This is a genomic window from Mariniflexile gromovii (genome assembly GCF_017814435.1).
Classification (GTDB): domain Bacteria; phylum Bacteroidota; class Bacteroidia; order Flavobacteriales; family Flavobacteriaceae; genus Mariniflexile; species Mariniflexile gromovii.
Genome location: NZ_JAGJCB010000003.1, coordinates 339,267 through 364,343 on the forward strand (window position 1 = coordinate 339,267; position 25,077 = coordinate 364,343).

At 32.5% G+C, this 25,077-nt stretch carries 23 protein-coding genes; 14 read left to right on the plus strand and 9 right to left on the minus strand.

Annotated elements, in window-relative coordinates:
• Positions 1-5 precede the first annotated feature (5 nt).
• The 7 genes from J8H85_RS05150 (at position 6) to J8H85_RS05175 (ending at position 6,488) form a co-directional block, all read left to right on the plus strand.
• A complete protein-coding gene (locus J8H85_RS05150) occupies positions 6-1,349 on the plus strand; it encodes a sensor histidine kinase (protein WP_209653300.1) in 1,344 nt (447 codons plus the stop codon).
• A gap of 44 nt (positions 1,350-1,393) precedes the next feature.
• On the plus strand, positions 1,394-2,146 hold the full coding sequence (locus J8H85_RS05155; RefSeq protein ID WP_209653301.1) for a LytR/AlgR family response regulator transcription factor: 753 nt from the start codon (positions 1,394-1,396) through the stop codon (positions 2,144-2,146).
• A 78-nt stretch (positions 2,147-2,224) separates the two neighbouring features.
• A complete protein-coding gene (locus J8H85_RS05160) occupies positions 2,225-3,460 on the plus strand; it encodes a TlpA family protein disulfide reductase (protein WP_209653302.1) in 1,236 nt (411 codons plus the stop codon).
• A complete protein-coding gene (locus J8H85_RS05165) occupies positions 3,457-3,669 on the plus strand; it encodes a hypothetical protein (RefSeq protein ID WP_209653303.1) in 213 nt (70 codons plus the stop codon). Before J8H85_RS05160 ends, J8H85_RS05165 begins: the two co-directional genes overlap by 4 nt.
• 155 nt (positions 3,670-3,824) lie before the next feature.
• Positions 3,825-3,959: a hypothetical protein gene (locus J8H85_RS19025; protein ID WP_262897532.1), complete on the plus strand. Its 135-nt coding sequence runs from the start codon at positions 3,825-3,827 to the stop codon at positions 3,957-3,959.
• Between the two features lie 14 nt (positions 3,960-3,973).
• On the plus strand, positions 3,974-4,261 hold the full coding sequence (locus J8H85_RS05170; protein WP_209653304.1) for a protein-disulfide reductase DsbD domain-containing protein: 288 nt from the start codon (positions 3,974-3,976) through the stop codon (positions 4,259-4,261).
• A gap of 34 nt (positions 4,262-4,295) precedes the next feature.
• Positions 4,296-6,488 (plus strand): thioredoxin-like domain-containing protein, encoded by a 2,193-nt coding sequence (locus tag J8H85_RS05175; protein WP_209653305.1) that lies wholly within the window; start codon positions 4,296-4,298, stop codon positions 6,486-6,488.
• Between the two features lie 99 nt (positions 6,489-6,587).
• Here J8H85_RS05175 and J8H85_RS05180 read toward each other — a convergent pair whose 3' ends face one another.
• The 6 genes from J8H85_RS05180 to J8H85_RS05205 form a co-directional block, all read right to left on the minus strand.
• The gene (locus J8H85_RS05180) at positions 6,588-7,070 is read right to left on the minus strand and encodes a TPM domain-containing protein (RefSeq protein ID WP_209653306.1); all 483 of its coding nucleotides are present in this window, start codon (positions 7,068-7,070) and stop codon (positions 6,588-6,590) included.
• A 2-nt stretch (positions 7,071-7,072) separates the two neighbouring features.
• Positions 7,073-7,855, minus strand: a complete 783-nt coding sequence (locus J8H85_RS05185; protein WP_209653403.1) for a TPM domain-containing protein — start codon at positions 7,853-7,855, stop codon at positions 7,073-7,075.
• A 56-nt stretch (positions 7,856-7,911) separates the two neighbouring features.
• A complete protein-coding gene (locus J8H85_RS05190; RefSeq protein ID WP_209653307.1) occupies positions 7,912-8,349 on the minus strand; it encodes a TPM domain-containing protein in 438 nt (145 codons plus the stop codon).
• Complete coding sequence (locus J8H85_RS05195) at positions 8,350-8,937, minus strand: LemA family protein (RefSeq protein WP_209653308.1); 588 nt, start codon at positions 8,935-8,937, stop codon at positions 8,350-8,352.
• Between the two features lie 63 nt (positions 8,938-9,000).
• Positions 9,001-9,330 (minus strand): MerR family transcriptional regulator, encoded by a 330-nt coding sequence (locus tag J8H85_RS05200; RefSeq protein ID WP_209653309.1) that lies wholly within the window; start codon positions 9,328-9,330, stop codon positions 9,001-9,003.
• Entirely contained in the window at positions 9,330-10,301 is a 972-nt protein-coding gene (locus J8H85_RS05205; RefSeq protein WP_209653311.1) for a M23 family metallopeptidase, read from the minus strand. The genes J8H85_RS05200 and J8H85_RS05205 overlap by 1 nt, the downstream gene beginning before the upstream one ends.
• 212 nt (positions 10,302-10,513) lie before the next feature.
• Here J8H85_RS05205 and alaS point away from each other — a divergent pair, with 212 nt between their 5' ends.
• Together alaS and J8H85_RS05215 are read left to right on the plus strand one after the other, a co-directional pair.
• Entirely contained in the window at positions 10,514-13,183 is a 2,670-nt protein-coding gene (gene alaS / locus J8H85_RS05210) for an alanine--tRNA ligase (RefSeq protein WP_209653313.1), read from the plus strand.
• A gap of 104 nt (positions 13,184-13,287) precedes the next feature.
• Positions 13,288-14,253, plus strand: a complete 966-nt coding sequence (locus J8H85_RS05215) for a GSCFA domain-containing protein (protein WP_209653315.1) — start codon at positions 13,288-13,290, stop codon at positions 14,251-14,253.
• On the opposite strand, the gene J8H85_RS18880 is transcribed toward J8H85_RS05215, so the two are convergent.
• Positions 14,250-14,852, minus strand: a complete 603-nt coding sequence (locus J8H85_RS18880) for a helix-turn-helix domain-containing protein (protein ID WP_245243734.1) — start codon at positions 14,850-14,852, stop codon at positions 14,250-14,252. The two genes, J8H85_RS05215 and J8H85_RS18880, sit on opposite strands and share 4 nt — an antisense overlap.
• 1,183 nt (positions 14,853-16,035) lie before the next feature.
• On the opposite strand from J8H85_RS18880, the gene J8H85_RS05225 reads away from it, so the two are divergent.
• From J8H85_RS05225 to J8H85_RS05240, 4 genes are all read left to right on the plus strand, one after another.
• Positions 16,036-17,946: an outer membrane protein assembly factor BamB family protein gene (locus tag J8H85_RS05225; RefSeq protein WP_209653318.1), complete on the plus strand. Its 1,911-nt coding sequence runs from the start codon at positions 16,036-16,038 to the stop codon at positions 17,944-17,946.
• 540 nt (positions 17,947-18,486) lie between these two features.
• Positions 18,487-20,577 carry a tetratricopeptide repeat-containing sensor histidine kinase gene (locus tag J8H85_RS05230; RefSeq protein WP_209653320.1) on the plus strand — a complete coding sequence of 697 codons (2,091 nt, stop codon included), beginning with the start codon at positions 18,487-18,489 and terminating at the stop codon, positions 20,575-20,577.
• Positions 20,578-20,593: 16 nt separating this feature from the next.
• Positions 20,594-21,244, plus strand: coding sequence for a response regulator (locus J8H85_RS05235; RefSeq protein WP_209653322.1), 651 nt, complete (start codon positions 20,594-20,596; stop codon positions 21,242-21,244).
• A gap of 136 nt (positions 21,245-21,380) precedes the next feature.
• On the plus strand, positions 21,381-21,995 hold the full coding sequence (locus J8H85_RS05240) for a DUF4230 domain-containing protein (RefSeq protein ID WP_209653324.1): 615 nt from the start codon (positions 21,381-21,383) through the stop codon (positions 21,993-21,995).
• Here the strand turns inward: J8H85_RS05240 and J8H85_RS05245 are convergent.
• A complete protein-coding gene (locus J8H85_RS05245; RefSeq protein WP_209653326.1) occupies positions 21,990-22,295 on the minus strand; it encodes a rhodanese-like domain-containing protein in 306 nt (101 codons plus the stop codon). The genes J8H85_RS05240 and J8H85_RS05245 overlap by 6 nt on opposite strands.
• A gap of 124 nt (positions 22,296-22,419) precedes the next feature.
• On the opposite strand from J8H85_RS05245, the gene J8H85_RS05250 reads away from it, so the two are divergent.
• Positions 22,420-23,172 (plus strand): enoyl-CoA hydratase/isomerase family protein, encoded by a 753-nt coding sequence (locus J8H85_RS05250; protein WP_209653327.1) that lies wholly within the window; start codon positions 22,420-22,422, stop codon positions 23,170-23,172.
• A gap of 24 nt (positions 23,173-23,196) precedes the next feature.
• Here the strand turns inward: J8H85_RS05250 and J8H85_RS05255 are convergent, their stop codons facing one another.
• A complete protein-coding gene (locus J8H85_RS05255; RefSeq protein ID WP_209653329.1) occupies positions 23,197-24,969 on the minus strand; it encodes an aromatic amino acid hydroxylase in 1,773 nt (590 codons plus the stop codon).
• Positions 24,970-25,077: the final 108 nt, after the last annotated feature.

Consider the following 25,077-nt stretch of genomic DNA (forward strand, 5'->3'; position numbering starts at 1 on the left):
TTTAATTGAAATTAACAAGAGTCATTTTCTTTTTGTTATTTATTCCTTTTGCATCAACAGGTCAAGGGGTAAGTATGTTGCCATCAGAGCTTCCAAAAAACTTATTTGGAAGCTGGGTAGATAGCAAAAAGAATATAGTGCTTATTGTTTCAGAAAACTACATTGTTATTCAAAATGAATTGTACTTTTTCAATGAGATCGTGCAGGATAATGAAGTTGTAAATTTCACCTGTGTCCGTAATTTTGATGTAAAATACATAGGTATAACAAACTTTGGTACCTCTAACATTTCATTAGATGAAGGCTATAAAATATCTCAGCTAACCAAGGCAAAAGTCAGTAGCACAGATAAATTGCCTAAAACCCTACTAGGTAGTTGGTTTTATAATAAAGAGCAGGTGGAAATTTTAGAAGATGTTGTGCTTTATTCTGGGGGTTCTTATTTATTGGATTATGCCATTTCTACCAATAATGTCAATTATTATTTGGTGCTTTATAAGGAAGGCGAATATTACTTAGCATATAATTATATAAATGACGAAGGTCAATTTTTAAATACCCATTTTTTAAATAATAATGTTTTTAAGAAAGAATCCTTTTTTCATAAGCATTTTAAAGAATTTGTTTCTGTTGGTGTTTTGCTACTTTTTATTCTTGGATTTTGTTTGTTTAGATGGAAAATTGCTTTAACCAAAAAGAAAGAAGTTACCAAGCGCAAGTTTACGGAAATGCAGCTTAAAAGCATCCGTTCGCAAATGAACCCACATTTTTTGTTTAATGCCTTAAGTGCCATTCAAAATCTTATCAATAAAGGTGATAGTGAACGGGCAAATCATTATTTAACCGAGTTTTCGCAGCTCATGCGGCTTACTTTAGATAAAAGTGAAAAGGGCTTAGTGCCGTTATATGATGAAATAGAATCCATAAAAAAGTATTTGGAATTGGAGCGTTTACGTTTTTCATTTAATTATGAAATAATTTTAGACCCACAAATTAATACCAATGAAATAGAAATTCCTGCAATGCTTATTCAACCATTGGTCGAAAATGCTATTGTTCATGGCTTGAAAGAGAAAAATGGTGACAAAAAATTAACTATTAAATTTAAAACTGAAAAGCAAAATTTAATATGCCTAATTGCGGATAATGGTATAGGCATTGAAGCATCGGAAGCTAAAAAAAACACGCATCTAAAAAGAGAACCTTACGGACTTAAATTAGCAAAAGATCGTATACAATTAATTAATGAAAATTATAATACCAATGCCAAGGTTCATATAACAGATATTTCTAATAATAGTGATGAAACGGGTACGTTAGTAGAAATTTTCATGCCATTACAGTATTAAAATACAATCAGAAAACTATCTTTATAAGCGTAAAAAAATAGGGAATGGTAATAAAAAGTATCATAATTGATGATGAAGCACATAATCTAGAAAACCTAAAAGGGTTGCTGGAAAAAAACTGTACAAGTGTTCAGGTTGTTGCTATGTCAACTTCTGTTGAAGAAGGATTGAAAATGATTGCAAATTATCAACCCGATTTGGTTTTTTTAGATATAGAAATGCCACATAAAAACGGTTTCGATTTATTGGAAGCCATCGAAGATATTAATTTCGAGGTCATTTTTGTAACCGCATATAATCAATATATTCTCCAAGCCATAAAATCTTGTGCTTTAGATTATTTGATGAAACCTATTGCCATTCCAGAGTTGAAGGAATCCGTTTCTAAAGTATCAAAATTGGTTGAAAGGAAAAGAGAAAACTATAAGCTAAAGGCTTTAGTTGAAAACCTAAAAAATATAAATCAACCCCAAAAAATAGCCTTACCAACTACAGATGAACTTTATTTTGTGTCTATTGATGACATTGTACGGTGCAAGGGAGAAAACAATTATACCATGTTTTTTCTAGCTAATGGCAACTCTATATTAGTGTCTCGTACATTAAAAGAATGGGACGATTTGCTGTCATCGCATCAATTTATTAGAACCCATCAGTCGCACCTTATTAATAGCATTCATGTAAAATCTTATGTAAAAAAAGATGGCGGTTACATTTTAATGAACGATGGCAGTATGGTAAGCGTTTCTAAACATAAAAAAGAACAAACTTTAAATGCGTTAGCTTCTTTAAAATAGAATTCTAACAGAATAAAAAGTGTGAATTGTAAAATAAAAAAAATGAACCTTCAGAAAATAATCTTACTTGTTTTATTAATGAGCTTTATTAGCTGTTCAAAAAAGGATGGAATAACAATCCGCGGAAAAATTCATGGAAATTTTTCAATTACTGATGAAATTGAATATACTACACCAGTTAATGGAACTTGGTTTTACGGAGCAAAAAAAACGGTAGATTTAGATTCTTTAGGAAATTTTATAATTTCCTTGAAAACAGATGTAACTTCATTTATAACTTTATATATACCCAACAAAGCTTCGGCAATATTATTGGTGGAGCCAGATGAAAAATATGAAATTGATTTCTATTTGAATTCAAAAGACCAAAAAGTAAAAATAAAAGGAAAGAGCAGCGAAGCACTTACTCTATATAATTCATTTGCTCTTCCAGAATTTTATGTTCTTAGTAATTCTAACGAGCTGCTAAAAGACTCTCTTCTAGCTACCATATCATCAAAAATAACTACTTTAAAAAAGAAAGAAATATTACAATTCCAAAATTATTTCGAGAACCAAAATGTAACCAAAGATTTTTATGATTTGGCAGAATTGGATAGAAAATATTACTACTCAGCGTTAGAAACTAGTATTGCATTTATAAATTATAAAGGGGATTTCGATAGTAATGAAACTCAAAATGCTATTTGGAAAGGATTATTTGGGATATCTCTACCAACAGACTCCTTCGATATTCGCTCTCCTTGGTCATTTTCCTTAATAAGCAATTATATTGATTTTATTCAATCAAAGGATGAAATTGATGATTTTGATAAAATTCGAGAAATTTATGAACAAGGAAAAATTCATTCTTACAATATTAACAGAGCTAAAAAGTATTTGAAAGGAAAAGTATTGGAATATTATTATGCCACCTATATTTTAAGTAATAGTTATGAAAACAAAGACAATTCAAAGGAATTAATTACTCTATTTGAAAATTTCAAAAAGGAGTACCCTAATAGCAATTATACCAAACATTTGAAACCCCAAGTTCAACCAATTATTGATTTCCATAACAAGATTATGGAATCTACTAACAATAAAAAGATTTATTTAGTTGAAAATTATAAGAGCATTGACACTTTTGAGGAACTGATGAAAACCTTAGAGGGTCAAAAGGTACTAGTAGACATTTGGGGTACTTGGTGCAGCCCTTGTAAAAGAGAATTTCAGGAAAAAGATAAGTCGGTTGAATTCCTTAAGTCCAAAAAAATTACAACACTCTATATTTGTGAAGGAAAAACAGAAAAGAAAAGGTATGGAAAGAAATGATTGATTTTTATGATTTAGAAGGACGACATATACTTGCAAATGAAAAACTAATAGCGGACATAATAAATAAATTTGGCAATAATGGAGCATTTGCTTATCCGAGGTATTTACTTGTTGACGAGCAAGGAAATGTTGTAAATAAACAAGTAAGTTATCCATCGCAAATAGAGAAGTTGGAAAAAGAAATAAATGAAAACTATGCGTGGTAGTGTTTAAGCCAAAAGTAGCAAACATTAATAAGTTGGCTTCTTTAAAATAGAATTCTTGCAAAAAGAGACAAATTCCTAATTGAACAGGCTAAATATCTAATTGATGTCATGTAAGCTTATTTCTATGAGTTATATTTATTTCATATATCTAAATTATGAAAAAAATCATAGGGCTTTTTCTATTTGTATCTGTTTCGGGCTTTTCTCAAATTCTGGAACCCGTTAAATGGGCAACTTCAGTTGAAAAAATTTCCAGTTCAGAATATAATCTTGTTTTATTGCCCAAATAGAAGATACTTGGCATTTGTATTCTCAAAATGTTCCTAAAGACGGACCACTTCCTACGGTATTTTTGTTTGAAAGCCATTCTAATTATGAACTGATAGGTAAAATGTCCGAACCAAAAGGAAAAACAGTTTACGAATCCGTTTTTGAAATGGATACTAAATATTTTGAAAACAAAGCAGTTTTCAAACAGCGAATAAAAATAAAAAACAATACCACTTTTAAAATAAAAGGTGATATCGAATTTATGACTTGTAATAGTGAGAAATGTATTCAAGGATATGACAATTTCGAAATAAAAATATAATTTAAATTCATCAATCAAAAAACGAACAATCATCATGAAAAAATACCAACTTATATTGTTAATGGCTTTTATTTGTAGCTATGCATTCGCTCAAAAAACAATTAAAAATCCAGAACACAGTTTCAGTTCATTTCCAGGTAAAATAACTAGTGTTGAGTTGATAGATACCGCTACGGTAGTACATTTTCATATTAAAATGACTAAGGGTAGCAAATTTTCCATTCCCAAAAAAACCTATATTCAAGATTTAAGTGGGGAAGAAAAGTTATTTGTTACAAAAGCTGATGGAATAAAACTAAATAAATGGGAGGTAATGCCTGATACAGGTGGAATTTTTTACCATCTCTTTTTTCCTAAATTAGATAAAAAGGCAACCGTTATAGATTATGGAGAGGCAAATGAAGGTGGAAGTTGGGGTATTTATGGAATTCAGTTGGTTGAAAATGACAGTGAAACTAAAGTTGATTTTATTCCAGAAAACATTAAAAAATGGCTTGATTCAGAATTAACAAAAACTAAAAAACAACCTATTAAAGATTATAATTCTGATACTTTTTTTAATAGGAACTCGGGTCGTTTAGTGGGGTATATAAAACATTATTCACCACGTTTTGGCTTTAAAACTGGCATTATTTATACCGGTAATGACATCACCAGAGAAGATTATCCTGTAGTGGTTCCTATAGATGAAAATGGGCGTTTTGAAGTGGAGGTGCCTATGTTGTCTCCAAAATTTTCTTATTTAAGTTTTAACAAAAAGGTTATAAAGTTTTATTTAGAGCCAGAACAAACATTGGGCATTGTGGTAGGTAGCGATGTTGAATATTTGGGTGGTTTAGCAAAAATTAATGAAGACTTAGTAGGTTTTGAATCAGGAAAGTATGATTATAAAAAATTTAGAGAAAAACTTAAAGAGCAATCTCCTGAAACATTTAAAGAAGAGGAAACACTTCAGTATAAAAATAATTTAGAAACGTTATCAACCTATTTTGAAAATAATACAATCACTGAAAAGGCAAAAGTTCTGTTGAAAAACGAAATTTCTTTGGAATACGCAAATCATTTATTTGATTTTGTTATGAGTAGAACTTATGAGGCTAGAAGAGATAGCATCAATGAGGTTTTAAAAATACCGGTTAAAGATGAATATTATGATTTTTTACAAGAAATGGATTTGAACGACAAAAGTCTTTTAGTTTTAGAAAGGTTTTCAACGTTTGTAAATAGGTTTGAATTTAGCGACCCTATAAATATTTATCCAAAAATAAAGCCATCTAGTTTTAAGCCAGAAAAGACATTTTTAGAATATTTAGATGAAGAAAAAATCGATATTTCTGATAGTGAAAAAGAGTTAATAAAGAACTATGAAACTAAAAAAATCAAGTCTGCTGAAGTTTATATGAAATACATGGAAGCGCTTAGTGAACATCGTAAAAGTGATTTAAAAGCCTATAGTGATAAATATATTAAGCCTCATTATGAAACAATTTCTAAAAAAGAGATGTCTAAAGAAATAGCCATGGAAAAATGGCAATTAAGGGATTCTGTGGTGAAAAACACCTACCATTTAGATAAAAACCTTGTATACGATTTGGTGAAAATTAGAGCTTTGGATTTTGATATTAAAAGAAGTGATAGTGAAAACGCCCACGCCTATTGGGAAACCTTAAAAAAAGATATAGACCATTCATTTTTAAAAGAAGAAGGTGAACGTATGGTAAATAAGGCATTTCCTATTCAATCAATCAAACAAAATGGTTTAGAAGACAACACAAAGAAGATGGTAAATATGGATGTTGCAACTACCACTACAAAATTGCCTTTAGGTAAAGCAACGGATGTTTTTAAGGGGATTATCGATTCACATAAAGGAAAAATATTGTTTGTAGATTTTTGGGCAACATCATGTGCACCGTGCGTGGGAGGTATAAAACGTATGAATGGAACAAGAAAAAAATACGAAAACAATCCAGATTTTGACTTTGTTTTTATTACAGACGAGCGTTCTTCTCCTTTAAAAACATACAATGATTTTGTGGAGGAACAAGACCTTAAAAATATTTACAGACTATCGCTGGATGATTATAATTATTTACGACAATTATTCAAATTTAATGGCATTCCCAGATATGTGGTTTTAGACAAAAAAGGAGATGTTATTAATGAGAATTTCCCAATGCATAATTTTGATTATTTGTTAGACGGTATTTTGGAAAAATATAAATAGAAGTTGTGAGGGAATTTATATTTATTGTTAAATAGGTATTCAAAAGCTTCTTAGAAAAAAATATGGATATTTGATATTATTGGTGTTAAAGCTGGAAACCTACTTCCATTTGGTCATTATAGAATCCAAAGCATTATTTATGCCTTCATAATAGTTTCCGTTTTTAAACTGTGGGACTATGGTGTTTTCTATAATTGTTTTGCACATGTAATCTGTAATAATCTTTTCAGTGCTATAACCTGTTGCAATTGCTATTTGCCTGTCGTATTTAGAGATAAGTATCAGAAGTCCGTTGTCTTTTTCTTTTTTACCAACACTTAAATCCTCGGCAATTTTTGTGGCATGATATAAAGCAGTTTCATCATTTGGAATGGAATCGATAGTGTACACACATATTTCATTAGTTGAAAATTGCTCAAAATCTATAATTTTTTTAGACAAAGAATCGGTTTCAGTTTTAGAAAATATTTGGGCATAATCTTGAACTACAGATTGGTTTGTTTCTGAAAATTCTTCGGTTTTTGTTTTACAAGAAATTATAACTAAAGAAACTATAAGTATGTAAAGTATCGTTTTTTTCATGTTTACCACCCACCAGAAGCACCGCCGCCACCAAAGCCACCGCCACCAAAGCCACCACCAAAGCCGCCGCCACCGCTGAAACCACCACCAGAGCTTCCGCTGCCAAAACCTCCGCCAGAGGAACGCCCCATGTTGCTTAAAATAATGGCATCTAAAATGCTGAAACCACCCGATTTGTTACCTCGGTTTCCGCCCTTACCACCACGTCGGTTATTTTTTGAAATTGAAAGAATAATAAATATCAGAACTAGTATAATAACAAACCCAAAAGGGAATCCGCTATCATTTGACTCTATACGTGTGCCTTGATATTCACCTGTTAAAACTTCAAAAATAGCATCGGTACCTCGGTTTAAGCCACCATAATAATCTTCTTGTTTAAAATAAGGAATAATATCTTGTTCTATAATGCGCTTAGACATCGCATCGGTAAGCAAATGCTCAACACCATAGCCTGTTTTTATAGATATTTTACGGTCGCCTTTTGCCAATAGAATAAAAACCCCATTGTCTTCTTTAGCTTGCCCAATGCCCCAGGCGTGTGCCCATTTTGCGCCTAAATAATCTATGTTTTCACCTTCGGTGGAATTAATAGTTGCTATAACTATTTGGGTTGAAGTAGTATCAGAATATTTAATGAGTTTTTCCTCTAAACTGCTTTTTTGTGAAGGAGTTAATAAATTAACATAATCGTAAACACTTGTTTGGAATTCTGGTTTTTTTGGAATTTCAAATTGTGCATAAGAAAAACTAAAAGATAAAATAGTAATTAATAAGAATAAAATTAATTGACTATTTTTCTTAAACTGAGACTGCGACTGAATACTAAATATTGAATATTTCACCCTTTAGAAATTTCGTTTGATAGTTCGTTGGTATCTAAATTTGAATATGGAAAAAACTTTTTAAGCTGCTCTCCCGATTTTAAAATACCATCAACCAGACCTTGTTTAAAATTACCAGCTTTAAAGTGTGCTTGCATCACATCTTTGGTACTGTCCCAAAAGGTTTTGGAAACCACATCATTAATACCTTTGTCGCCGTAAATAACAAATGTTTTTTCATCCACAGCCACATAAATTAATACCGCATTTTGTAGTTTGGTATTATCCATTTTCAGCATATAAAAAACCTCTAACGCACGATTTGTAGCATCGCCATTAGAGGTTTTTTCTATATGAACCCGTATTTCGCCCGAGGTGTTTAACTCTGCTGTTCTTATCGCATCAATGATTTCTTGTTCTTCACTTGCGGTTAAAAAATCTTCAACTTTAGACATTTAAAATTCAACTTTTGGAGCATTTTCACTACCAGCATCAGATTTGTATAAAGGCATACCGTCAAACCCGCCTATACTTGCAATAAGATTTGTTGGTATTTTTTTAATTGTGATATTGTATTCTCCTGCCATGTCATTAAACCTGTTTCGCTCAACATTAATTCTGTTTTCAGTACCTTCTAGCTGTGACTGTAATTCCAAAAAGTTTTGATTTGCTTTTAGGTCAGGGTATCTTTCAACCACTAATAATAATTTTGATAAAGCGCCAGTTAAACCTTGTTGAGCCTGCTGAAACTGTGCCATGTTTTCTGGTGTTAGGTTATTGGCATCAATAGTTGTTTTAGTTGCTTCAGAACGGGCTTTTATAACGCCTTCTAAAGTTTCTTTTTCATGAGCAGCATATCCTTTTACGGTTGCAACCAAGTTAGGGATTAAATCTGCACGACGTTGATATGAACTTTCAACATTTGCCCATTGTGCTTTTGCTAAACCTTCTTTTTCAACAAGCATATTATTAACTCCAACACCCCATTTTAATGCTAAAAGAATTAAAGCGACAATAATTATTAATGGTAACCATTTCTTCATTGTAATTAAATTTTGTGGTTTATAAATTGGTTTTGATTGTAAGTAGTAAAATCTTAAAAAATGTTACAAATGTTGTTTTATTTTTATAAGTTGATTTTTTACATCTTCTAATTTACTGATAATTTCAAAATTAGTAAGCGTTTCTTGCTTTTCTTCTTTTAAATGAGTTTTAGCACCTTCAAGCGTAAAACCACGTTCTTTTACCAAATGGTAAATAAATTTTAAATTCTTTATGTCTTCGGGTGTGAATTTTCTATTGCCTTTAGCATTTTTTTTTGGCTTAAGGGCGTCAAATTCTTTTTCCCAAAAACGAATTAAAGAAGTGTTTACACCAAATGCTTTGGCAACTTCGCCAATATTGTAGTATCGTTTTTCGGGTAGTTCTATATGCATTAATCTAATGATTGATTTTCTAGTGAAGCATGCTCCAACATTTTGTTAAATTCTTCTGCTGTTAAACTTCCGTAGTAGAAGTTAATGGGGTTTATACGTTCACCATCTTTAAAGACTTCATAGTGTAAATGTGGCGCTTCCGAACGTCCTGTGCTTCCTACAAACCCTATAAGGTCGCCTCGTACTACTTTTTGGTTTTTTCTAACGTTATATTTATATAAATGAGCGTATAAACTTTCATATCCATAACCATGGTTAATTCTAATATGGTTTCCATAACCGGTTGCTGTATTGTCGGCACGTTCTACAACACCATCGCCACTTGCGTAAATGGGTGTGCCTCTAGGTGCGGAGAAATCCATGCCATAGTGCATCTTTCTAACTTTTGTAAAAGGGTCTGAACGCATCCCATAACCCGAAGCCATTCTTTTTAGATCTTCATTTCTTACGGGTTGAATAGCTGGTATGGCGGCTAATAATTTTTCTTTTTCTTCGGCAAGTACCGCAATTTCGTCAAGCGATTTCGATTGTACCACTATTTGTTTTTGAAGAATGTCTAAACGTTTGTTGCTTTCTATAATTAATTTAGAATTATCAAAACCCTCTAAGTTTTTATATCTATTTACACCGCCAAATCCGGCTTTACGTTGTTCGTCTGGTATTGGGTTGGCTTCAAAATAAACGCGGTATATATTATTGTCTCTTTCTGCAATACTAGCCAAAACAGTTTCGGCTTCTTTCATTTTTTTATTCAACAATTCAAACTGTAATTCAGCATTTTGTAGTTCTCTTTTAAGACTGCGTTCTTTAGGAGATTCCACAAATTGACTTGCCAAAAAAACAAATAAGAATCCAAATAAAGCCGACCCTAAAAGAAACACCGCAGCATACTTAAGTGTATTCCTTTTTTTACGTTGTATTTTCTTGTAAGACAACGATTCTGCATCGTAATAATATTTTACCTTACTCATTTCCTAATTTATTCTATTTTTGCACTTTATTAAATGCCGTATATATTTAATTTTAATAGCTAACGCCCAAATTTTCTAAATAGTATCTTTTAATTGTTTGATACTAAGATTAAAGTCGTTTTTTATTAAAGTTTGAAATATTATGAAAAGAGTAAAGATAAAAATTGTTTTGCAATTAACACCAATTTAAAAACAGAGTAACCATTTTATAAATGAAGTCACAAGATATTCGTTCTAAATTTTTAAGTTTTTTTGAAGATAAAAAACACAGCATTGTACCATCTGCACCTATGGTTCTTAAAGATGATCCAACCTTAATGTTTGTAAACTCGGGGATGGCACCTTTTAAAGAGTATTTTTTAGGGAACGCACAGCCAAAAAACAGCCGTATTACCGATACTCAAAAATGTTTGCGTGTGTCTGGTAAGCATAACGATTTAGAAGAAGTTGGTTACGATACCTACCACCATACCTTGTTTGAAATGCTTGGTAACTGGAGTTTTGGCGATTATTTTAAAGAAGAAGCTATTGCTTGGGCGTGGGAGTTGTTGGTGGATGTTTACGGTATTGATAAAGATATTTTATACGTAACGGTTTTTGAAGGTAGTGATGAGGATAACCTTCCTATGGACACCGAAGCTTACGATTTATGGAAGCAGTTTATTTCTGAAGACCGCATTTTAAAAGGAAGCAAAAAAGATAATTTCTGGGAAATGGGCGACCAAGGCCCCTGTGGACCATGTAGCGAAATACATGTTGATATTCGCTCTGCAGAAGAAAAAGCTAAAATTTCTGGTAAAGATTTGGTAAATCAAGACCATCCGCAAGTGGTGGAAATTTGGAATTTGGTATTCATGCAGTACAACCGAAAAGCCAATGGTAGTTTGGAAAGTTTACCAGATAAACACATCGATACTGGTATGGGCTTCGAGCGTTTGTGTATGGTGTTGCAAGGGGTTCAATCTAATTACGATACCGATGTGTTTACCCCAATAATTAGAGAAATTGAAACTATTACCAATTATAAATATGGTAATCCCTATCCTTTGGCAAAAAAAGTAGATGTTGCCATTCGTGTTATAGCAGACCACGTGCGTGCTGTGGCCTTTTCAATTGCCGATGGGCAGTTGCCTAGTAACACAGGTGCGGGTTATGTAATTCGCCGTATTTTACGTCGTGCGGTGCGATACGGTTTCACGTTTTTAAATAAAAAAGAACCTTTTATATACAGATTGGTTGATGTGTTAAGCGAAAAAATGGGAACCGCGTTTCCAGAAATGAAAGCACAAAAACAATTGGTTGAAAATGTTATTAAAGAAGAAGAGCAATCGTTTTTAAGAACTATTTCTGCAGGAATTTCTGAATTAGATGAGATAATGTACAGACTAAAAAGATTAAAGTTATCTGGAAATATTGATGATGTACAAAAACAGCATTTAAATAAGATACCTGGAAATATTGCCTTTAGATTATATGATACTTCTGGTTTTCCGTTGGATTTAACACAATTAATAGCTAGAGAAAATGGTTTTGAGGTTGATGTTGAAGGATTTAATGATTATATGGAAAAACAAAAAAATCGTTCACGTGCAGCAAGTGAAATGAGTACCGATGATTGGACTATTTTAGTAGAGGATGCTGATGAAGAATTTATTGGATACGATAGTTTAGAAGCAAATGTTAAAATTACACGATACAGAAAAGTGGTCTCTAAAAAAGATGGCGAAATGTATCAATTGGTGTTTAATTTAACACCGTTTTATCCAGAAGGCGGTGGGCAAGTAGGCGATAAAGGCTATTTGGAAGACACGCATGGCGATGTGGTTTATATTTTAGATACCAAAAAGGAGAACAATGTTATAATTCATTTTTCTAAAAATTTACCAAATCATTTAAATGAGTCATTTAAAGCGGTGGTAGATGAAAAACAACGTTACAGAACCGAATGCAACCATACAGCAACCCATTTATTGCATCAAGCATTACGCGAAATTTTAGGCACCCATGTTGAACAAAAAGGAAGTGCGGTGCATTCAAAAGGGTTACGTTTTGACTTTTCGCATTTTTCAAAGCTTACAAACGAAGAATTGCAAGATGTTGAAAATTTTGTAAACGCAAGAATATCGGGTAAATTACCATTGGTTGAAAAGCGAAATATTCCTAAAGAAGAAGCTATTGCCGAAGGCGCTATGAGTCTGTTTGGTGAAAAATATGGTGATACGGTTCGTGCCATTCGTTTTGGAAAATCTATAGAGCTTTGTGGCGGTACACACGTTAAGAATACAGGAGATATTTGGCATTTCAAAATCATATCTGAAGGTGCGGTAGCGGCAGGGATTCGTCGTATTGAGGCCATAACCAATGATGCTGTAAAAGACTTTTATTCTGAAAACAACAAAGTGTATTTTGAAATGAAAGAGTTGCTTAACAATGCCCAAGAGCCTGTTAAAGCGCTACAAAATTTACAAGATGAAAATGCCCATTTAAAAAAGCAGATAGAAGTTTTATTAAAAGAAAAAGCTAAAAACATTAAAGGAGAACTTAAAAATGAATTGCAGGATATTAACGGCATTCAGTTTTTGGCTAAGAAATTAGATTTAGATGCTTCGGGCATTAAAGATGTGTCTTTTGAATTGGGACAAAACAGCGATAATTTATTTTTGTTATTCGCAACCGAAAGTGATGGTAAAGCGTTATTATCTTGCTACATCTCAAAAGAGTTGGTGGCTAGTAAAGGCTTAAATGCCGGACAAGTGGTTCGTGAACTTGGTAAGTATATTCAAGGCGGTGGCGGTGGACAACCGTTTTTCGCAACTGCAGGTGGTAAAAATCCAGCAGGAATAGATGAGGCTTTGGAAAAGGCGAAAAATTATATAGGATAGTTTAAATAAGCTTCAAAGAAGCAAAGTTACAAAGCTTCAAAGCGAATATTAGTTCTCTGTAGCTTAGCATCTTTGTAACTTTGCTTCTTTGAAACTTTGAAAAAATGAAACTACAAACACAAATACCATTACAAAAACAGTCTAGCAATCTCATAGACTATAATTCTAACATACTACTGTTAGGGTCTTGTTTTGTTGAAAATATTGGGGAGAAGTTATCGTATTTCAAGTTTCAAAACCTTCAAAACCCGTTTGGTATTTTGTTTCAGCCTAAGGCTATTGAGACTTTAATTTCAAACGCTATTAATCATAGGGGATATTCAGAAAAAGACATCTTTTTTCATAATGAACAATGGCATTGTTTTGAGGCGCATTCAAAATTAAGCAACCCTTCAAAAGATGTGTTGTTAAGTAATTTGAATGGAGCATTTGAAGCAACAAATCATCACATCAACACATCAACCCACATCATCATTACTCTAGGAACTGCTTGGGGATATCGGTTTTTAGAATCGAATCAATTAGTTGCGAATTGCCATAAGGTGCCGCAAAAGCAGTTTGGTAAAGAGTTACTTTCGGTTGAAATAATTACATATTCTATAGAAGCCATTGTAGATTCCATTAAAAATGTAAACCCTAACGTTTCTATCATTTTCACCGTTTCACCTGTGCGCCACATTAAAGATGGTTTTGTTGAAAATACACAGAGTAAGGCGCATTTAATTACTGCAATCCATCAGTTCTTAAATCGTCAATCGACAATCGACAATCGTCAATTATCATATTTTCCATCCTTTGAAATCATGATGGACGAACTTCGCGATTATCGTTTTTATGCTGAAGATATGTTGCATCCCAATCAAACAGCCATCCATTGCATTTGGGAAAAATTTCAAGAAGTTTGGATGTCATCGGAAGCAATAAAAACAATGAAAGTTGTAGAAGAAGTTCAAAAAGGGTTACAGCATAAACCTTTCAATCCAAATTCTGAAGCACATCAAAAATTTGTTTCAGTAATTAAAGAAAAGCAATTTCAGCTTCAAAAAATACACCCTCATATCGTTTTTTAAGCTCTAATGGTTTTTAAATAATCTTGAGGAGAATGACCTGTTACTTTTTTAAAGGCATTAAAAAACGGATTGTATGAGGCAAATCCTGTTTTGTATGCTAAAGACTCTAAAGTGTTTGTTCTTAAATAACCTTGTTCTATTAAATGGATGCTGTCCTTTATTCTAGAATGCATGCGGTATTCCGAAAAAGGGATGTTCGAGTGGTATTTAAACAAGTACACAATATGGCTTGTAGGCACGCCCAATTTATTGGCGATATCAGTCGGGGATGCTTTTGGGTTTCTAAAAATATGCTGTTCTATACTTAGTTTGTCCACTTCATGTATATAACTAACTATGTTAGACATTATTTTTTCTTGCAATTTTAAATCTTGATCACTTTTTTGGTTACTTATTTCTAAAATCCAATTATCATTTTTTAACAAATGGTTTTGTTCATTTTCTTCTGTAGGTAAACTGAATTTTAGTGTTTTTTTATTGAGAATAGGAAGTCCGTATAAAATTTCGGGTGCAGTTAAAATTTTAAAGTAAATAAATAACCAATATAGGAGCAGTAATACAGCCATCGATTTTCCTGAAGGGTTAGATCTTGAATGCATTTCAGAAAAAATGGAGACTAATAAGGTTATAACTGCTAATAGATTTTGTGTAAATAGCCAAATGGTCCAGTTTTTTACCAAGCTAAATTGTTTGTTATTTATAAGAAGGTCTTTTTTTAACCAAATGTTTTTTCTTAGAAGCTTAAAAATTAATGTTAAATAGAAAAGTATAAAGAAACCTATTAGAATAAAATTAATTATGTCTCGAAATTGAAATAGAAGCCTCTCTTTAATAAATGAGTTAATGTTAATAAAGTATAAAAATCCTATAAAAATAAAGTGCTTTAAATCTCTAATATTATAGGTGTTATTCTCCTCAAGTACCAAATTTTTGTAATACAAATAAAAACAGGGCACTACAGTAAGATAAAATACGGAATATATACCTTGATCTGGAGAAAAATAATCTTGTAAACCCAACTTAAAGCTACCATGAATTAGAAAGCGAATAGAAATTATGCTAATAATTACTAATAAGAAAAAATTATAAAAGGGGTTCGATTTATAAGAAGTAATCATTATGGCGATGGTTACTATGCCAACAATGCCCGTAAATAAAAATAAAAATGATTCTAGCACTTAGTATAAGAGAGTTTACTGCAAAAATAACAAATAACCTTTGGCATTTATTTAATTTTTTGTAAATTATAGTAGAGTTTGAATAATTGAGGGGCATTATTTTTATGAAGAAACTCTAAACATTGTAGAAAAGGTTGTTCTTATTTAGAGCAGCCTTTTTGTTTTAATAAGATTTATCAAACAACTTATGTGTATTTGTGTGAAAAATAATATTTATGGCTTTTTAGATATTTTTACCTTAAAATTTCAAGTTTACTGAATTGCTCAAATTCTTATTGATTTACTAAAATTCAATTTCTAAATTGTTGGTTGTCGATATTTTATATGTTTTTATCGCTATGTTTACATTGCTATTATTAATGAATCTTTATTATAGTGTACTCTATATTATATAGAGATTTTGTTTATGTATTTTGTGTTAGAATCAAATTATTGAGGGCAATAATTTTAAAGAAGTGATTCTGATGTTTTTAGCAAAGGCTGACTTAATTAAGTACAGCCTTTTCTTTTTCTATTTTCCTAAAATATACGTAATTCATCGTATTGATTTCATTTTGTTGAAGTTGCAAATTTGTGATTCTATTAATCATAAACAAAATCAACAATGAGAAAATTAAGCCAATTTGTATTACTGCTAGTAGGGATTATGGTTGTAAACATAACTACCGCCCAAAAAGCCGAAACACCACAAAACACATATGATTTAGGGGCAAATATTAACGAAATGACACTTACAATAGGCGGCATATTAATTGCCGCAACTAATGAAGGATTAGTGGGTATAGACCCAAAACAAAGTGCCCCTGTTTTTACTTTTAACAACTTTGGGAAGTTAAAACCAGAAGAAACCGATTTTATTCCAGCATCACCATACATTGTGGTGTCGCAAGGAGCCGATTCCAAGTTTGCAGGACTTGCCAAAACAAAAAGGGCTGTTATAAACTACATCACAGGAAAAGTCATTTTCAATTCTGAAACCGATAATTGGAATCAAATTTATACCTGTAACATTGTATTGCCACAAAACAAATTGATAGTGAGCGGCATTCAAAAAGAAGGTGATAAGTTCGAAAAAATGACGCCAAAAGTAGCAGTGTACGATTTAAGCACACAAAAACTAGACTATAGTTTCTTTTTAGATAAACCAGGTAGAGTAGGTATCGCAAAAGATTTTAGTGTAACAGGTGTGCCTTTACTACTTAAAAGCATGTTAATTATACCAACCGCCCAAGGGTTAATTGCAAAATCGCATAAAGGTGATGATTTATGGGAGTGTAAAATTAAGGGCATTAACTGGATGGTTTCAGATGAAACTGAAAAGGAAATATACGGTTTTGAAACTACCACAAATGGAAAAAACACACGCATCCATAAAATAGGAAGCAACGGCGCAGAACTTTGGAAAGATGATAGAAAAGTACAAGGAAATGTGTCTAATTTTCAAATATTGCCACAAGGTTTAGCTGTGGTAAGCGATAAAAGTTCTGGAGGAAGTACAAGTGTGTTTGCCACTAGCGATGAGTCTGAAATTGCTTTCCTTAGCGCTTCAACAGGTGAAGATTTATGGGAGAAAGCCCCTAAAACAAAAGGTTATGTACAGCATTTTTATGTTCAAGATGATGGGATTTTGTTCGGTATTCAGCAAGGAGGTATCAACAAAATTTCATTTGACGGAAAAACTTTGTTCAAAAAACCATTAAAAACCGGTGAGAATATAATGGTTATGGCAGAATCGCCACAGGGTTTAATCTATATAACCAGTGAAGATGCCAATATTGTAGATTTAAAAACAGGCGATCAAGTATGGAATAAGCCATTAAAATATAAAAATTCGGCAGCGGTAGCTTCAACTTTTGATAGCACTAAAAATAGGTATTTAATTGCTGCAGATGGAGAAATTTTTGCCATTGATGCTAACTCTGGAGATGTAACCGATTTTGCAAAAGTAAAGTTTGATGAAAAAGAAGTTGCAAATACCATGCAAATGCGAAATGGTAACATCTTTTTAAGTTCTTCTCAAAACTTAGCGTTATTGGAAAGTAACGGAAATGAAGTGTACCAAGGGTATTTCAAATCGCCTTCACAAAGTGGTTTTGTAAAAGTGCTTTCTGGAGCATTGGCAGTAGCATCAACAGGTTTGGCTATGGCGCATGCAGCTAAAGCAGGTATGAATAGAACCAATAGCTATGGAAGCGCTAACGATTTAAGTAATTATAACGATTATGGTAAAGAAAACAAACGTGCTGCCGATATGTTTGCTTCTATTGGTGATGCTGCTTTTGATGTAATGTCAAAACGCTTTAAAGCAACAGCGGCTACCGAAAATGCACAATTTATTTTAACAAAGCTTGATGCTGGTGTTGGCTTGGTTAAAGTGAACAAAGATACCGGTAAAGTAGATAAAGAAATTGTACTAAAAGATAAAAAACCAGAATACCAAGTAGATGAGATTGCAGGTGTTTTATATTACAAAGCCAACGATAAAACAATATATGCTTATAATCTTCAAAAATAAATCTTGTTGTTGAGATTTGTTCGATTAGGCGTAATATACAACATTATTGCGCTTAATCTTTTTTAATAACGTTTTATCGAAAAATTAACAATGGTTTAAGTTATTAAGTTAAATTTATTATGCTATTAATCAGTTCATATCAAAAACATCAACTCGTAAAATCATTAAAAGGGATTCGCGGTTGGTGTTTTTTTTATGGGCTTATTAGAAGTTTCTATTCCTTTGGTTTAATCATTTTGTTTCTCAATCATCATGTTTAGCAATCTATTTACTTTCGGAATTTTTTTGCTGGTTTTTGTTTTAATACTGTTCATTATTAAAACAATGTATCAAACTATATTTTTAAAAAGAATGGTCAATAAAACATATGCCAAATTGCAAGAAAAGATAGGAAGAGAACAGTTTAAATTTCAGAGGAATAGCGAAAAAATTCGAATGTTAGAAGATTTACACGAATCATTATTCAATCGTCTTTTTAAGATAACAAGAGATATTATTCTAATGCAAAAGTTTATATTTGAAACACACATCAAGTAGTTTATGAAGAAATTAATACTCTCAATATTTCTTATAATTTATAGTTTTTATGGTTTTTGCCAAAGTTCGCAAAACAAAATAGACAGCTTAAAAACAATTTATACAACAAGCAAAATTTCTAAGGAAAAAGCCGAAGCTTTAAATAATTTAGTCGATCAGTATTTCGATAAAAACAAAGATTCTGCTGAGGTTTATATTTTAAAAACTTTGAAATTTACCGAAGGCAAGAAAGGTTTAGAGCAAATACATATTCACAGTTTGCTAAAATATGCCCAATTATTTATAGTTAAAGGCGATTATGACACTTCCACTTCATACTACAAAAAATCTTGGGAAAAGCTGAAAAACAAATACGACTATTTTCTATATAATAAGTATTATGGCGATTTAGGGGTTTTGAATTTTTATAAAGGCGATTTTAAAGCAGCCTTATCCAATTTCGATAAAGCACTTCAATTGGCTAAAAAGGAAAAAAATGAAGAAGACCAATTACGTTATTTAAACAACAAAGCATTGGCAATGTCCTATTTAGGGGAAGCAGAGGCGTCTTTGGATGTTCATGAAGAAGCCATAAAACTTGCCGAAAAATTAAATGATTCTACCGCCTTGGGTAAATCGTTCAATAACATTGGTTTGATTTACGAGGACATGAAAGAATACGAAAAAGCTTTGGAGTTTTATTTGCAGTCCTTAAAAATTAAGCAAAATAGTACCAGTAAAATAGATATAGCCAATAGTTTGTACAACGTTGCGGGTATGTACAAAGAAATAGGTGAAAAGAATAATGATACGCTGTATTATGCTAAGGCAGAAAAGCATTATCGATTGGCCGAAGAAAAAGCCAAAGAGGTTAATTACGGAAAAGTAATCCTATTTTCAAAAGCAGGTATGGCACAATTGGCAACTGTTAGAAATCAACCTCAAAAAGCGATTGAAATTTATAAATCGGTCTTGGATGAAGCCGAAAAAGCAAACGATAGCCAAACACTTAGGGTAACCTATCTTAATTTGGGTGTGAATTATTCAAAATTAAATAATCTTGTTAATGCAGAAAATTATTTCTTAAAGGCATTACCGTTAATAATTAAAGCTGAAAACCCATCGGATATTGCTAGTATTTACAAAAACCTTGCGGCTCTTTACAGTAAAAAACACGATTATGAGAAGGCTTATAATTATTTAAACAAACAATATGAGGTAGAACAGGAACACTCAAAAAACTCATTGAAAGATAAAATATCGGAGTTTGAGATTAAATATGAAACCGAAAAAAAGGAAAAAGAAATCTTGTCGCAACGGGCAAACATTGCAGAAAAAGAGCTTCATCTCAATCAAAAAAACACACAAATTATTGGCTTAGTAATTTTAGCTTGCGTTGTTGCTGTTTTGGGCTATTTGCTTTACAATCAGCAAAAATTAAAAAATCAGCAACTTAAAAAAGAAAGTGAGTTGAAAGAGGCTTTAATTAAAATTGAAAGTCAAAATAAATTGCAAGAACAGCGTCTTACCATCTCAAGGGATTTGCACGATAATATTGGGGCGCAACTCACCTTCATTATTTCGTCTATTGATAATTTGCAATACGGATTTAAAATGACCAACGAGAAGCTAACCAATAAACTTTCAAGCATAAGTGCTTTCACAAAAGAAACTATTTATGAGTTGCGCGATACTATTTGGGCCATGAATAAAAGCGAAATTTCTTTTGAAGACTTACAGGTTAGAATTTCAAATTTTGTAGATAAAGCCAATAGCGTTTCAAAAGACACCACGTTTGAATTTGATTTGGATCCACAAATAACAAAAGAAACCGTTTTCACGTCCATTCAAGGTATGAATATATACCGGATTATTCAAGAAGCTGTAAATAATGCATTAAAATATTCCGAAGCTAAAAACATTCAAGTAACGTTTCAAAAACTAGAAAATAAATTTCAAATTAGGGTGACCGATGATGGGAAAGGTTTTGATTTGAAAACAGTTGAATTGGGTAACGGACTTAATAATATTAAAAAACGGGCCACCGAGATAGGGGCAACTTTAAACATTGCGAGTCAATTAGGAGAAGGCACGACCATTCAGTTAGAAGTATAATTTAATAACACAACCCATGAATATTAAAATAGCCATTGCAGACGACAACACCTTTTTAATAAGTACTGTAAAGGAAAAATTATCTTTTTTTGAAGACTTAAACGTGAAGTTTTCGGCTATAAATGGCTCTGATTTGTTGTGTAAACTTGAAGAAAACCACAACCTCGATTTAATTTTAATGGATATTGAAATGCCTGTTTTAAACGGTATTGAAACCACCGAAATTGTCAAGCAAAAATACCCACATATTAAAATAATTATGCTCACGGTTTTTGATAACGACGAAAACATATTCAACGCCATAAAAGCAGGAGCCGATGGTTATTTGTTGAAAGAAATAAATGCTAAAGATTTACATGATGGCATCACAGAAACCCTAAACGGTGGTGCTGCCATGAATCCTTCAATAGCATTAAAAACACTAAAACTATTAAGGAACCCTATAGATTTTAACTATAAAGACGTTCAAGAAGATATTAAACTTTCTGAAAGGGAAATTCAGGTTTTAGAGCAATTAAGCAAAGGTTTGAGCTATAATGTTATTGCCGAAAACCTTATTTTGTCACCTGGTACTATTAGAAAGCATATTGAAAATATCTACAAAAAGCTACAGGTGCACAACAAACTGGAAGCGGTAGAGAAAGCCAAAAAAAATAATTTAATATAACCTATTGGTAACTTTCCGGTAATGCACAAAACGGAATTATACACTATTTTTGACCTGTTTAGAATTAGTTAAATTTAACATTAGTTAGGGCTTCTCTGTCGAAGCAAACTAATGTTTTTTTATTTACATTAGCACCATGCGAAAAATTCTATTTGGTGTAATAGTTGTGGCTGCACTTCTATTCACGTTTAAACAGTGTGGTTCTAACAAAGAAGACAAAATTGTGCTTCAGGAAAGTTCTGCGCTTATTCAAGAGCAAATTAAAAATGTTGGAAAGTTGGTAGTCACCGAAGGTCATTTCAGTGAAGTTTTCAATTATAAAAATTCAAAAGAAATTCTAGGAAGCTTTTTCACTTCAGATAAAAAAGCACTGGTAGTGGTGAATGCCGATGTGACCGTGGCTTACGATTTAAGTAAAATTGAATACAAAATTGATGAAGCCAATAAAACATTAATCATTTTAAGTATTCCAAAAGAAGAAATTAAAATAAGCCCAGATTTGAAGTATTATGATATTCAGGCAGATTATTTCAATCCGTTTGGAGCAGAGGATTATAATAATATTAAAGAAACCATCAAAAAATCGTTGGTTAAAAAGTTAGAAAAATCTGAAATTAAAGCAAACGCAAAGAATCGTTTAATTAGCGAACTATCAAAATTTTATATTTTAACCAATTCACTTGGTTGGACGCTTAAATACAACGAAAATATTATTGAAAGTTCCAATCAGTTGGAAACTATTAAATTATAGTTTGTTTTTCAAACGCGTCCAGCCACCACCATTAATAGCTTCAATGCCGTTGCTTTTTAAAATACTGGCAGCACTACCTGAACGCATACCGCTGGCACAACAGGTAATAACGGGTTTGTTTAGTTTTTTAATGTCGTTAATTTTTGAAGCAATAGTTTGTAAAGGAATGTTTTTGGAACCCTTAATATTGCCTTGTTGATATTCACCCGTAGTTCTCACATCTATTATAATGGCACCTCTTGTTTGAAATTCCTTAATTTTGTCCTGTTTGTTTCCAAATAGAAAATCTAATAATCCCATAATTTTAATTTTTTCACAAATTACTTTAAATTTTCTTATAACAACGGTAACATAAGTTACTTATCCAGTCATCAAAAATTTATGTATATTCAGCCTTTTAAAAATCACGTCAAATTATTATAAAATGAATGTACCTTACGTTACGTTAAACATTAAAAATAGTGTTGGTTATATTGAGTTTTTTCATCCAAATAGAAACTCCATGCCAAGTGATATTTTAATAAAATTAAAGGACACTATTGAAGAAGCTGGCAATAACAAATCTATAAATGTTATCGTATTGCAAAGCGGAGGTGATAGAACTTTTTGCGCAGGTGCAAGTTTTAATGAAGTGATGGCGGTTAGTAATGCCGAAGAAGGTAAAACTTTTTTTTCAGGGTTTGCCAATGTTATTAATGCCATGCGTACCTGCCCAAAACTTATTATTGGGCGTGTGCAAGGTAAAACAGTAGGTGGAGGTGTTGGTTTGGCGGCTGCAACCGATTATTGTTTAGCAACCAAATATGCCTCTATAAGGTTGAGTGAACTAAGTATTGGTATTGGCCCTTTTGTTATAGAACCTGCGGTAACCAGAAAAATTGGGTTGGCAGCCATGTCTCAAATGACGATTGACGCTGAAACGTTTTTTTCTTCGGAATGGGCAAAAGAAAAAGGATTGTATGCCGATGTTTTTGAAACTGTAGAACTTTTAGACGGAGCCGTAAAAGAATTGGCCGAAAAATTAAGCGCTTACAACCCTGAAGCTTTAAAACAAATGAAAACCGTATTTTGGGAAGGTACCCAACATTGGGATGTACTTTTAACCGAACGTGCCGAAATTAGTGGCGCTTTGGTGTTAAGCAAGTTCACTAAAAAGACGTTAAAACGGTTTAGGTAGTTTATTTTCTCTATTCTCTATTCTCTATTCTCTATTGTCTATTGCCATCGATTTCTCAGCAATAATTTTAAGTCCATCATCAATCAATCGGCCTACTTCGGGTTTATTTTGTTTTATGGTTTCTAAATGATTTATAATGGCATCGCAAAGTTTTGTTTCATTGCCAATAAACGCCAATTCATACAACTCTACAGGTAATAGCCAATCGTTAGGAAAGTCATCCATTAATTGTTCCAAAACTTTAGTTCTTGAAATGGTTTTATTCTTGCCTTCACGGTAATCACGAACTTGTCCGTAAAGTGTTTGTAGCTTTAGTTGCTCGCTTGTTTTTTTAATGTGAATGGTTTTAGATGAAGGAACATGCGTAATTAAATCGAAACTATTCAAATCGGCAGGTCCTGAAAATGCCGAAACAATATGTTTTCCAACCGCCATATCAAAAATGCCCCATTCTGGTTTAAATAAAAAAGTATCATGATGTTTAACGGTGCAATTTTTAAAACTGATAAGGATTATTTTTCCTTGAAGATTGCGTTTCCCGGTAATGATCTCGCCTGAAACCGTAATGCCACCTTCAAACTCTAGTGTTACGGTTTTTTCTTCGTAAATATGGTAAGCACTTAAATCGCGCGGACTCATATCTTCAATAGCTAAATTGATGCCTTTTAATTTTCCAACGGGCGATCCAAACGCTTTTTCATGGGTGTTTGTGCCATGCCCTACCAGTTCTTTTTCTCGGTAAGCCAAAGCGGTTTTTCCAGTGGTTTGAAAATAAATAGGGTTTCCGTGGTCTTCAATAACTTTTGTAAAAACACCCGAAATTTGCAAGCCTGTACTCAATTCTATAGTTCCTAAAGCTTTAGATTGAATGAGCTTGTTAATACCCATAAGTCCACCTTTACGCAATGCCATCGTGTTAGCAAACTCTTCCAATACCAAACTTAAATGTGCAAAATCGGGCGTTACAAACAGCTGAGGTTGCGGTTTTGTAATGTCGAAGTTTTTAAAGGTAGCTTCTATATTATACGGTAGTTTTTTTACGGCATCGGTCATGCACCAAGCGCTTTCACCAATAGAGGACAACAAACCGGCGCCATAAATTTTCGGGTTTTCTAAAGTGCCAATCAAACCATATTCCACAGTCCACCAATGAAGGTTTCTAATAAGCGCCATTTCACTGGGTTCACCCATGTTTTTTTGTAAATCTTCTACTTTTTTTTCTGCGGAAGCGATATCTGCTTGGTTGGAATTTGCTGCTTCTTTGATGATGGATAGATGCCTTACGGCTTCATAAAGTTCATAATCTTTGGCCGATGATATGGCTTTACAACCAATTTCACCAAACCTACGCAAATATTCGGCATATTCCGGGTTTGCAATTATAGGGGCATGTCCTGCGCCTTCGTGAATGATATCGGGTGCGGGTGTGTATTCAATATGTTCGAGTTGCCTAATGTCACTCGCAATTACCAACACATTATACGCTTGAAATTCCATAAACGCATTTGGAGGAATGAATCCATCAACCGCTACGGCTGCCCAACCAATATCTTTTAAAATACGGTTCATGCCATACATGTTCGGGATGCTATCAATAGAAATACCCGTTTGCTTCAACCCATCTATATACGATTTGTGAGCAACGTTTTTTAAAAAATCCACGTTTTTACGCATCACATACCGCCAAACTGCTTGGTCTATAGCCGAATAATCTTCATAGTTTTGAGGCTTAATAAACTGTAATAAATGTTTAGGTAAGCGATTTAAAATAGGATTTGATTCTATAGAATTAAGCATAAAACGTGATATAAAATGTGTTTAGTAAAAATACAAATTCTATATATAAGCTTTTATAAAGTGGTGTTAAATAAAAAAAGCAACTTTTCAAAGTTGCTTTTTTTATAA

Coding starts and splice junctions, on each gene's coding strand:
- J8H85_RS05155 (WP_209653301.1), top strand. CDS start 1,394: ATGGTAATAAAAAGTATCATAATTGATGATGAAGCACATAATCTAGAA.
- J8H85_RS05160 (WP_209653302.1), top strand. CDS start 2,225: ATGAGCTTTATTAGCTGTTCAAAAAAGGATGGAATAACAATCCGCGGA.
- J8H85_RS05165 (WP_209653303.1), top strand. CDS start 3,457: ATGATTGATTTTTATGATTTAGAAGGACGACATATACTTGCAAATGAA.
- J8H85_RS19025 (WP_262897532.1), top strand. CDS start 3,825: ATGAAAAAAATCATAGGGCTTTTTCTATTTGTATCTGTTTCGGGCTTT.
- J8H85_RS05175 (WP_209653305.1), top strand. CDS start 4,296: ATGAAAAAATACCAACTTATATTGTTAATGGCTTTTATTTGTAGCTAT.
- J8H85_RS05180 (WP_209653306.1), bottom strand. CDS start 7,070: ATGAAAAAAACGATACTTTACATACTTATAGTTTCTTTAGTTATAATT.
- J8H85_RS05190 (WP_209653307.1), bottom strand. CDS start 8,349: ATGTCTAAAGTTGAAGATTTTTTAACCGCAAGTGAAGAACAAGAAATC.
- J8H85_RS05195 (WP_209653308.1), bottom strand. CDS start 8,937: ATGAAGAAATGGTTACCATTAATAATTATTGTCGCTTTAATTCTTTTA.
- J8H85_RS05200 (WP_209653309.1), bottom strand. CDS start 9,330: ATGCATATAGAACTACCCGAAAAACGATACTACAATATTGGCGAAGTT.
- J8H85_RS05205 (WP_209653311.1), bottom strand. CDS start 10,301: ATGAGTAAGGTAAAATATTATTACGATGCAGAATCGTTGTCTTACAAG.
- alaS (WP_209653313.1), top strand. CDS start 10,514: ATGAAGTCACAAGATATTCGTTCTAAATTTTTAAGTTTTTTTGAAGAT.
- J8H85_RS05215 (WP_209653315.1), top strand. CDS start 13,288: ATGAAACTACAAACACAAATACCATTACAAAAACAGTCTAGCAATCTC.
- J8H85_RS18880 (WP_245243734.1), bottom strand. CDS start 14,852: ATGCATTCAAGATCTAACCCTTCAGGAAAATCGATGGCTGTATTACTG.
- J8H85_RS05225 (WP_209653318.1), top strand. CDS start 16,036: ATGAGAAAATTAAGCCAATTTGTATTACTGCTAGTAGGGATTATGGTT.
- J8H85_RS05230 (WP_209653320.1), top strand. CDS start 18,487: ATGAAGAAATTAATACTCTCAATATTTCTTATAATTTATAGTTTTTAT.
- J8H85_RS05235 (WP_209653322.1), top strand. CDS start 20,594: ATGAATATTAAAATAGCCATTGCAGACGACAACACCTTTTTAATAAGT.
- J8H85_RS05240 (WP_209653324.1), top strand. CDS start 21,381: ATGCGAAAAATTCTATTTGGTGTAATAGTTGTGGCTGCACTTCTATTC.
- J8H85_RS05245 (WP_209653326.1), bottom strand. CDS start 22,295: ATGGGATTATTAGATTTTCTATTTGGAAACAAACAGGACAAAATTAAG.
- J8H85_RS05250 (WP_209653327.1), top strand. CDS start 22,420: ATGAATGTACCTTACGTTACGTTAAACATTAAAAATAGTGTTGGTTAT.
- J8H85_RS05255 (WP_209653329.1), bottom strand. CDS start 24,969: ATGCTTAATTCTATAGAATCAAATCCTATTTTAAATCGCTTACCTAAA.